This is a genomic window from Tabrizicola sp. YIM 78059, from assembly GCF_004959785.1.
In the GTDB taxonomy this organism is placed as follows: Bacteria; Pseudomonadota; Alphaproteobacteria; order Rhodobacterales; family Rhodobacteraceae; genus Tabrizicola; species Tabrizicola caldifontis.
In genome coordinates, this window is sequence record NZ_SJZH01000027.1 from 1 (window position 1) to 10,189 (window position 10,189).

The 10,189-nt window shown below is 65.5% G+C and carries 6 protein-coding genes; 2 read left to right on the plus strand and 4 right to left on the minus strand.

Annotated elements, in window-relative coordinates; all coding sequences use genetic code 11:
• Nucleotides 1–294 precede the first annotated feature (294 nt).
• Genes EZM81_RS17420 through EZM81_RS17435 form a run of 4 tightly spaced genes read right to left on the minus strand, consistent with a single transcriptional unit; the run spans nucleotide 295 to nucleotide 7,817 of the window.
• Entirely contained in the window at nucleotides 295–999 is a 705-nt protein-coding gene (locus tag EZM81_RS17420) for a M48 family metallopeptidase (protein WP_136646649.1), read from the minus strand.
• On the minus strand, nucleotides 999–4,100 hold the full coding sequence (locus EZM81_RS17425; protein ID WP_136646650.1) for a type I restriction endonuclease subunit R: 3,102 nt from the start codon (nucleotides 4,098–4,100) through the stop codon (nucleotides 999–1,001). Before EZM81_RS17425 ends, EZM81_RS17420 begins: the two co-directional genes overlap by 1 nt.
• Nucleotides 4,093–5,337, minus strand: a complete 1,245-nt coding sequence (locus EZM81_RS17430; protein ID WP_136646651.1) for a restriction endonuclease subunit S — start codon at nucleotides 5,335–5,337, stop codon at nucleotides 4,093–4,095. Before EZM81_RS17430 ends, EZM81_RS17425 begins: the two co-directional genes overlap by 8 nt.
• Nucleotides 5,334–7,817, minus strand: a complete 2,484-nt coding sequence (locus EZM81_RS17435; RefSeq protein WP_136646652.1) for a class I SAM-dependent DNA methyltransferase — start codon at nucleotides 7,815–7,817, stop codon at nucleotides 5,334–5,336. The genes EZM81_RS17430 and EZM81_RS17435 overlap by 4 nt, the downstream gene beginning before the upstream one ends.
• A gap of 491 nt (nucleotides 7,818–8,308) precedes the next feature.
• On the opposite strand from EZM81_RS17435, the gene EZM81_RS17440 reads away from it, so the two are divergent.
• Together EZM81_RS17440 and EZM81_RS17445 are read left to right on the plus strand one after the other, a co-directional pair.
• Nucleotides 8,309–9,130: a TIGR04255 family protein gene (locus EZM81_RS17440; protein WP_136646653.1), complete on the plus strand. Its 822-nt coding sequence runs from the start codon at nucleotides 8,309–8,311 to the stop codon at nucleotides 9,128–9,130.
• Nucleotides 9,127–9,873: a hypothetical protein gene (locus EZM81_RS17445; RefSeq protein ID WP_136646654.1), complete on the plus strand. Its 747-nt coding sequence runs from the start codon at nucleotides 9,127–9,129 to the stop codon at nucleotides 9,871–9,873. The genes EZM81_RS17440 and EZM81_RS17445 overlap by 4 nt, the downstream gene beginning before the upstream one ends.
• Nucleotides 9,874–10,189 lie beyond the last annotated feature (316 nt).

The window sequence follows — 10,189 nt, forward strand, 5'->3', positions numbered from 1 at the left end:
CTCCGCCACTTGCCCTAGAGAAAGCGTTCTCCCGATCCGGCTGCGGCCGGATTTTTCCGTTGTTTTCGGGGGTTATGCGGGAGGGGCTGAGCACCGCTGTGCGACCTGAAAGCTGGAAATTGCTCTCTCCGGCCCCGAATTCTCTGCACCTGTCGACTTGACTGCAGGCGGTGCAGTGCCTGCAAGCCATTGAAATCATGAAGCTGCAAGCGGTGCAAAGCTGTTGACTCCGACGACAGAGGCAGCAGGCCGAGACGGAACGAAGATCGAACCTTCGCCAGTGTGGCGTGACGCTCAGATCTGCGGGATCGGGAGCGCGTTCAATTCGTGGCGGGCGTCCGACCAACCGGGATAGTGCCGGCTCAGCATCTCGAAGAAGGCCGGACTGTGTGTGGGCTCGAGAATGTGGATCATTTCATGGATGATGACGTATTCGAGAAGGTCGCGCGGCTTCTTCACCAGCTCGGTGTTCAGCCTGATCGTTCGGTTCATCGGGTTGCAGCTGCCCCATCGGGTCTTCATGCGCTGCAGGAAGTAGCCCTCGACGCGCACGCCGAGGCGAGCCTCCCACCTTGCGATCAGGGTCGGCACGACCTCGTGCAGGAGCCGAAGATGCCATTCGTGCATGATGCGAGCCCGAACCTCGGTGGTGGTGCCGGGCCGCACGCGCAGGTGGATCGTGCGATGGTCGAGCCTCACTTCGGGTTTTGCGTCTGCCACCGAGACACGCAGCAAGTGGCGACGGCCCCAAAGGAAATGGGTCTCCCGCCCGACGAACTGCCGGGGCGACTCGCGCGCCTGGGCGCAAAGCTGGATTTGCTGCTTCCGTATCCAGCCGAGCCGCGTGATGGCATAGGCACGGGCTGCTCCGAGGTCTGTGCCTTGGGGGGCGACGAGCGTGACCCGTCCATCGGGTGGATGGACCGTCAGGTGGACGTTCCGGACATCCTTTCGTGTCACACGGATCCGAAGGTCACCGATCTCGATCTCGTCCTGCATCAGTAACCTGCCTGGTTGCGAACGATCTCGAACAGTGCGAGCGTGGCATCCCGATCCCGCCCGAGCAGCGGGAACAAGACATTCTTGACCTCGCGCTCGCGCACTGCGTCGCCCCGCCATCCGGCCGGGGCATGGTCACGGACCGCACGATCGATCGCCAAGGCAAGGTTTGCGCGCTCCTCCTCGCTCGCGGGACAGACGAAGATGGTCGCGGGCAGTTTCGGCAGATTGCCGAAGATCACCGCGGCTTCCCGATTGCCGTGAACCGCAGTGGGCAAGTTGTCTCGACCGGACCGCCCCGCAAGTTGACGGACCAGCTGCTCGGCACGCTGCAGGAAGGCCTCGTAGGCCTCGGCGCTCTCCCGGCTCATCCGGATGAGCTCCTCGAGCAGTCGCGACATCTCGTCGTAGAAGCGGGGATCGGCGAGCTGATCGCGGATGATCGTCTTGCGGATGTTGTTGATGATGCCTTCCGCCACCGCGTTCCGAGACAGCTTGCCCTTCTCGTTGAGCTTGCGCGCGATGGCGTCGTGGATGCCCGTCTCGATAATCGCTTCTGTCAGCGAAACTTCCGACAGGGCGCCAAGGACCTGCGCCTGGTCAGCCTGGACATAGGTGTTCAGGAGGTGGCGCATGTCCGCCTCGTACGGCTTGATGTCCAGCTCCTCGCCGGAGTGACGTTTGATGGCGGCGCGCAGGTCGCTGTAGTACTCGACCTCCCTCGTCAGCTTCGCCTGCGCGGCCGCGTCGTATCCCGCCTCGTCCAGATGGCTTGCGACCGCCGCGAAGGCGCGCACCAGCGTCGCGACCGAGCGGTAGAACGACACGCGCAGCGGCTCGGTTCGGTCGAGCGCCGCAGGGTCCGCGGCATCGCCGCAGAAGTGATGCAGATACTGCTCGATCTCACGGGGTGGCGGCACCGGGTCGCAGAGGTAATGGAGCGCCTCGCGCGCCGCTTCGAGCCTTTCGCGTCCCTCCTCGAGCCAGTTGCGGATGGTGACGTTGTTGTCCCCGCCGTTTCCGGCATCGGGATCGAGCTCGTCGGAACTGTAGACCGCGACGGCATGCTGGACATCACCGAAAAGCTCCTTGAAGTCGACGATGTAGCCGTAATCCTTGTCGTCGCCGTCCAGTCGGTTGGTCCGGCATATCGCCTGAAACAGCGTATGGTCGCGCAGGCGGTCGTCGAGATAGATGTAGGTGCAGCTCGGCGCGTCGAACCCGGTCAAGAGTTTCGAGACGACGATCAGCAGCTTCGTGTTCGCCGGCTCCTCGATGAAGCGGCGTTTGATCTCGGTCTCGTAGGCGGTCGTGCTCTGGCCGTCCTTCAGCACAAGCTGCGTGTAGGTGTCGTACTTGTAACGCTCGTCGCTGTTGGCAGGTTCGCGCGAGATCGCGTTGTGGTTGGGCTCGTAGGAGGTGACGATGCCGACATGCGGGCCCAGCCGCGTTCCGTGGAACAGCCGGAAATACTCGCAGGCATCCCGGATCGACGCCGCGACCAGCATCGCCGTGCCGCGGTCGTCCGAGAGCCGAGGCCTGGTGTCGAAATCCATCACGATCTCGTCCACGATCCGACGCTTGCGGTTGGTCGAGCTCATCAGCTCTTCCATCGTCGCCCACCGCTTGCGCAGCACCGCCTTCTGGAAGCCGTTCAGCCCCTTCGTGCGCTTCTCGAACCAGGCATCCACCGCCGCCGGGTTGGTCAGCGCCTGGGGCACGTCGCGCGCCTCGTACTTGAGGTCCAGCACCACCTTGTCGCGCACCGCCTCCTGGAACTTGTAGGTGTGGATATAGGTGCCGAACACCTCGCGCGTGGTCTGGCGGTCGCGCGCCAGAAGCGGCGTGCCGGTGAAGCCGACGAAGATCGCCCCCTCCAGCCAGCGCTTCATCTGCCGGTGCATCTCGCCGCCCTGCGAGCGGTGGCATTCGTCCACGAACACGTAGAAGCGCCCCGTCACCGGCGGCGCCGGGCCCGAGAGATCGGCGGTGTCGAACTTGTGGATCAGTGCGCAGATCAGCCGCGGCGCGGGCGCCCCCAGCCAGCGGACGAAATCGGCCCGGCGCGTCACCCTGGGCGAGGGCGCATCCGCCCCGATCACGCCCGCGTTGCGCATCACCCCCTCGATCTGGCGGTCGAGCTCGTCGCGGTCGGTCACGATCAGCACCCGCGCCTCGGGTTCGCGCTCGAGGATCCACTTGGCCAGCAGCACCATCAGGATGCTCTTGCCCGAGCCCTGGGTGTGCCAGATCACGCCCCCCTCGCGGCGCATCAGCCGCTCCTGCGCCAGCTTGACGGCGCGGAACTGGTGCGGGCGCGGCACCTTCTTGCGCCCGGCGTCGAAGATCACGAAGTCGCGCATCAGGTCCAGAAGCCGCGCCTTGCTGAGCATTTGCATGACCGGCCGGTCGAGCAGCGCGCCGGGCGCAGCCTCGCCCGCGGGCGGGGCCTCGTCGCGCCAGTCCACGAACTGGGTTTCGGGCGTGCCCACCGTGCCGTAGCGCAGCCCTTGCGCATCGGACCCCGCCAGCAGCAGCTGCACGGTGGCGAAGAAGGGCGCGTTGAAGATCGGATCCTGGTTCGTGATCAGCTGGCGCACGCCGTCGCCGATCTCGACCGAGGCGCGCTTGAGCTCGATCACCGCCACGGCCAGCCCGTTGAGATAGACGACCAGATCGGGCCGCCGCTCGTGCCCGCCCTTCAGCGTCACCTCCTCGGCCAGCGCGAAGTCGTTGGCGGCGGGGTCGGCCCAGTCGATCAGATGCACGGTGCGGTGCGGCGCGCCCACGGCCGTCTGCACCGGCACGCCGTAGCGCATGAGCGTGTAGCTGCGCAGGTTCGCCTGGTAGAGCGTGGTGCCCGTCACATCGACGGCCTGCATCAGCCGGGTCAGCGCCGCCGCGATCTCGGGCTCGGCATAGCCGCGGGCGCGCAGGTTGGCGCGCAGAAGTTCGGGCTCGACCCCGCGGTTGCCCGCCCGTCCCGACCAGTCGCCCAAGGGCCGATAGCCGAGGCCGCCCTGCGCTTCGGCCCTTGCGATCAGGGCCGCGAGCCGGTCCTGCGTGGCGCGTTCGGGGCGCGGGCGGGGGGTGTCAGGCATGGGCGGGCTCCGATTGAAGGGGCGGCAGCGGCAGGCGCCGCCGTCCGGTCAGAAGCGCCTGCATCAGGGCCTGCTTCAGCGCGCGGGCCTTGGCCAGGCGCGCCTCGAGCGCGGCGATCCCGGCCTCCATGTCCGAGAGCACGGCGGCGATGGCGGTCTGTTCGGCGAGGTCGGGGAGCGGGATTTCGAGTTTGGCAATCACGCTCCAGTCGGACCTTGGCATATGTGTTCCGTATGCTTGGCTGGCTGCGTCGATCACTTCGGATCGTTGCAGCGTGAAATATGCGAACCGAACGTCAAGAGTTCCCGGTTTGGAAATGATCGGCCAAATTTCGGTCGAGCAGTAACCGTCGCAGTCCGCGAGCCAGTATTTTCTGAGATAGGCGCGAAGCCTCCCGAAAAGCACGTCGCCACGCCTGAACCTCTGTTTCACTCCCCAGCTTCCGCTTGCCGCTGCTCCGATCACGCGGCCGGTCTCAGGTTCTATATGTTCGAGTTCGATGCAAGGCTGCCCCTTCTCGAACCGGCTGCTCGCGACTTTTTCGTTTCGCACGCTGACGACCTCCCCCAGCCTGCGGGTCTGCCAGGGGGCGGTGAAGCCCGGCAGGCGGGTCTGGCCGGTCAGCAGGCGGGCGCGGGCGGCGGCGGCCAGGTCGCGCCGCTTGCCGATCAGCCCCGCCAGCGCCCCGATCAGCCCGTCCACATCCCCCAACACCCCCGCAATCGCCCGCTGCTCGGGAAGTGGGGGAAGCGGGAGGGTCAGCGAGGCCAATGCTCGCGCGCTGACATGGACCACCGCATCGCCCTGTCCGTGCGCCGCCTTTTGACGTTGCGCAATCGGCTGGTTCAAGGCGTAACCGAGGAAGACGGGATCATCGCGCTTGGGCGAGAAAATGATCGTATCGCCACCGGCATATGCTTCGAAATCGTCGATAAAGACGGCACATTTTCCGATTTCCTCTTTTGTTTCGCCCGATCCCGCAAAGATCACGTCGCCGGAGCGAATTCGTCGCGCGGAACTTGCGACTTCAGGGGAAATCCGAGTGGGAAACGAGCGAATGATCTCGTGATGATTGGTATAAAGCTCTCCGTATCGGATACAGGGCAAGGTGCCGCTATTCGCCTGATCCTTGCGCACACCGCCTCCCTTGGAGAAATTCCCTCTCTCCCCCAGCGTCACCACCTCCCAATCCTCGGGCACGGGGCCGATCTCCGTCTCCTTCCACCCCGCGCTCATGCCCCAAACCCCAGCGCGCGCAGGTGCCCGGCGACGCGGGCGGCCATCGCCTCGGCCTCGGCTTCCAGCGCGGGCAGCGGGCGGGCATAGCGGTCGGCGAGCTGGGTCAGCCGCGCCGTCAGCCCGCGGCCCGCGCCCGCGATCTCGGCCGCGACGCGCCCCCGCACCGCGGCCAGCCACTTGTCGGCCACCACCAGATCCTGCACCTCGGCCTCGGTCAGCCGCCCGAAGCGGTCATGCACCGCGGCCCAGAGCGCATCCTCGGCCGCCTTGCGGGCGCGGCGGGCCTCGTCCAGCGCCTCCTGCGCGGTGCGGAAGGCCACCAGCGCCGCGCGTTCCTCGGCCGCCTCGGGATCGCCTTCGATCTCGCGCAGGCGGGCCTTCAGCGCGCGGGGGTTCACCCGCAGCGCCTCGCCCTCGCCCTCGATCACCTCGGACAGGGGGCCGTCCTCGCCCGCCCCCTCCTCCAGCCGCTCGGCCAGTTCCTGCTCGAGCGCGGCGATACGGGCGTCGCGGGCGGCGAGGTCGTCCCGTTCGGCGGCGAAGAAGCGGGCGACGACCAGATCGGCGGGGATCAGGTCCGACGCGTAGCGGGCGCGCCCCACCGCATAGGCGCCGGGGGCGGGGCTGCGCCCGGTGCGCGCCGCCCCGCGCCGCATCTCCTGCGGGCGGGCGCCGGCGACCCAGCCCTCGGCGGCGATCAGGTGGGCGTCGTCCTGCATCGCGGCGGCCCATTCATCCATCAGGTGCTGATAGACGGCATAGGCGTCGATCAGCGGCAGGGGGCGGAAGCGCTCGAGCAGGTCCTCTGACAGGGTTTCGATCAGGTCGCGCGGGTGCTGGCCGGGGCCGAAGGCGCGCATCCGCGCCTCGGCTCGGGCGGCCCAGTCGGCGAGCGTCCGGCCGGCGCGGTCGGTGAAGGCGCGGAATTCGGCGTGGCCCTCGATCGCGGCGCGCAGGTCGGCCGGCGCGGGGTGCAGCGCCAGGTAGCCGGGGCGCAGGGCCTCGAACAGGTCGCGCCGCAGACCCGGCATGACCTGCCACCAGGGCGCGAGGGCGTCGATGTCGGCCTCGGGCAGGCCGCCCTCGAGATGGGCGCCGATGTCGTGGATGTCCTCGGCGGCCGCGCTGTCGATGTAGCGCGGCAGGTTGAGGTTGAAGGCGTTGCGCGGCCCCGCGATCTCGTCGAAGGGCACCATTCGGGCATAGCCGGGCACGTCGGCGCCCCTGCGGAAGGTATCGACAATGCGATGGATGTCCTGCTCGCGCAGGCGGTTCTTGGCGCCGTCCTTGCGGAAGCCGCGCGCGGCGTCGATCATGAAGACGCCGCGGCGGGCGGCGGCGTTCTCCTTGTCCAGCACGAGGATGCAGGCGGGGATGCCGGTGCCGTAGAAGAGATTGGGCGGCAGGCCGATGATGCCCTTGAGATAGCCCGAGCGCACCAGCGCCTCGCGCAGCACCGCCTCGGCATTGCCGCGGAAGAGGACGCCGTGGGGCAGGATGCAGGCGGCCTTGCCGGTGCTCTTCATCGACCGGATGATGTGCAGGAGGTAGGCGTAATCGCCCTGCTTGCGCGGCGGTGCGCCCCATTCGAAGCGGTTGTGCGGATCCTGGATCGCGCCGCGGTCGTCGAGGCTGAAGCCGGTGCTCCAGGCCTTGTCGGAGAAGGGCGGGTTGGCGACGACGTAGTCGTAGGTGCGCAGCCGGTCGCCGTCGAGGAACCGGGGCGTGGTCAGGGTGTTGCCGGCGAGGATCCTGGCCGTGGGAAAGTCGTGCAGGATCATGTTCATGCGCGCCAGACCGGCGGTCGTGACATCCTTCTCCTGGCCTTCGAGGGTGATGCGCTTGCCGGCTTCGGCCGCGACCTTGAGCAGGAGCGAGCCCGAGCCGCAGGTGGGGTCGTAGGCGGTGGTGCCTGCAACGGTGTTGCGTGGCGAGATGCCGATGACCTTGGCGATGACCCGGCTGACCTCGGCCGGGGTGTAGAACTGGCCCTTGCTCTTGCCGCTTTCGGTGGCGAAGTGCCGCATCAGGTATTCGTAGGCGTCCCCGAGGATGTCGTCGTGGTCGGCCCGGTTTCGGGCGAAGTCGAGTTCCGGGTTCTCGAAGATCGCAATCAGATTGGTGAGCCGATCGACCCTGTCCTTGCCCTCGCCCAGCTTGTTGGGATCGTTGAAGTCGGGAAAATCGGTGCGCGCCAGCATCTCGTTGGCGTCGACCAGGGGCTGGATGATCCGGGTATTGATGAGGTCGCCGATCTCGGGGTTTCCCTTGAGCGCGACCATGTCGCGGAAACTGGCGCCCGCGGGGATCGTGATCGGCGGCTCCAGATCGTCGCTGTCGGCATACTTGTCCGACACGTACTTGATGAAGAGCATGAACAGGACGTAGTCCTTGTACTGGCTGGCATCCATGCCGCCGCGCAATTCATCGCACGATGCCCAGAGCGACGAATAGAGATCCGATTTCCTGACTGCCATTTGCCTGTTTCAAGTCTTTCGTTATTGCGATGCCGCCGAATTTCGCCGGCAGCTGCGGATTTTCTCTGGCACGTTAGCGGTTGTCTGCATCATCTGCCAGATGGAAGTCGACCGAGCGAGGAGCGCCCTCGGCTCACCGACCGAGGGTCATAAGCGTTGACCCGTCATGCCGCCGCGGAAGTGAGACGGCTGTCGAGGCCGTCGTTACCCTGCCCGATCTCAGGGTAGCAGGAGGGCGTCCCGCTGCGCCTCCCACTCCTCCGGGAACCCGTCCATCAGCAGGGCCAGTGTCACCTCCTGCCCCCACTTCCCGTAGGGGATTGCCTCCAAGATATTGGGTTAGCGCATGGTGGGCCGAGCAGCAGCGCGTACGAGCTCACAGCAACGCCCGCGCCCTCAACCCTTTGTCAAGAGAGCCACCTCCAAACTGCCCGCTTCACACTCTACTTCACATGGTGTAGTCTTGCGCGCAACGAGAAACAGGGGAGAAAATGGCTGACAGAATTGCGGACCCGCTCTTCGGGCGGCCTCCCGAGCGGGTACAGCTTGATGCTGCGCCACTGGTCCGCGTCTTGGGTCAGGTTCAGTTCGCGCGGATTGTCAATATCGGCAAGGAGCAGTTCATCGGGGATTTCCAGAACTCTGTTCGTCGGCAGTTCCCGGTGATCGAGCGCGATGTTGCGCAGTCGATCGAAGTCAGCCTTGCCGGGGCTGGGGTCGCAAGCACCCTAGCCGAGGAAGTGATTTGGCGGATGTTCGACCCTCGCCGCGAGTGGCGGCTGTCTCTTGCACCGTCTGCGCTGACGCTCGAGACGATGCATTACACGTCGCGCAGAGAGTTCCTCGATCGGCTTCAGTTTCTCATCGATGCCCTAGCAACCACCATCCAGCCTTCTCTGGCGACCCGTGTGGGCTTCCGCTATGTGAACAGGATCGATCGCCAGGCGGACGTTGATGACTTGGGCAACCTTGTCGAGCCGGAACTTCTGGGCTTGTCTTCTGCAGCGCTACGAAGCGGCGTCCAGATGGTTGCCTCGCAAGCGCAATGCCAGACGGCCGAAGGGTTGCTTTTGGCGCGGTGGGGACTTCTGCCTGCCGGCGCGACCCATGACCCGGATATGGCGCCACCCACCGGCGTGCAGAGTTGGTTTCTCGACATCGACTCCTTTACGACTTCAGGTCTGCCTGAGGATGGGTTTACCGCGGGCCCGCTGATTGCGAAGATCAACACTATGGCAGACCGAGCCTACGCGTTTTTCCGTTGGAGTGTGAAGGCGCGGTTTCTGGAGCGTTTCAGGGAGGGGAGCAGATGATGCAGACCGCATTAACGGCAATTGCGCTGACAGTCATGCCCCCGGCAGGACATCACGGCAATCCTTGGGCGCGGGCCGCCGAAGAAGATACGTCGCTGGCGATCTTCCCGTTTGGCGGGAACTATTCTGAGCATTCGATTCACTGGCGCAGCGATCGCAGATATGTTCTCAATTTGGGGAAGCTCGAGAGGCATCTCGGGGACTTTTTTGCGCGTGGCTCGAGCGCGAACTTCGACGTCCTTGCGAATGTTCACCGTCACGTTGCTACGATGCCGCAGCAGGTCGAGTTGGTCCGTGAGCTGCGTCAGCTGTCCGGCCTCACCTGGAACCACATTGCCGATATGATCGTGGTGAGCACAAAGACCCTGCACAATTGGGCCGCCGGAAAACCCATAGACGAGAAGAACCTCAGGCGGGTTGGGGAGGTCATCTCGGTGCTCCGGTTCATCGACCGGGGAAGTGCCGAAGCGAACCGAGCCTTGTTGCTCAAGGAGTCTGTCGAGGGCCAGGCCCTTATTGATCTCGTTAAGGTCGGCGAGTTCGCTTCCGTCAGGCAAGCGGCCGGGCGCGGTCAGGGACGAGCTGCTGCGGCTCCGTCGCTGCCGGCGTCAACCGTGGCTGCTTGGGGACCAGAGGACTTGGGCGAACGGCTATCGAAGTGGCAAGGCGAACTTGCCACTGACGTCGAGCCCAGTGCTCGTCCAACGCGTGCTCGGCCCGCCAATGCGCGCCGGAAAGGCTGATGAGGTGCAAGTTTGGCGGAGAGCGAACCTCCTCATCGGCAAAGCATTCTGCGCGCTTGGCGTCAGGGCGACTTCGCCCTTGGCGTAGGGCCGTTCATATACGGGGACCTGTCTGGTAACCCCGACGGGACAGGATTGGATGCCTATTTCGATGAAGAAGATCCACCAGGTTTCGCAGTGGTATCTCAGACGTGCGACATCGTCAGCGATCCAGCTAGGGTCAGGACCCATTGATTTTGTAGACTTGGCCTGATTCAATCTCCGTGAGGAGACTGGAGCATGAGCAACCTTTTCTGGCTGACCGACGCGCAGATGG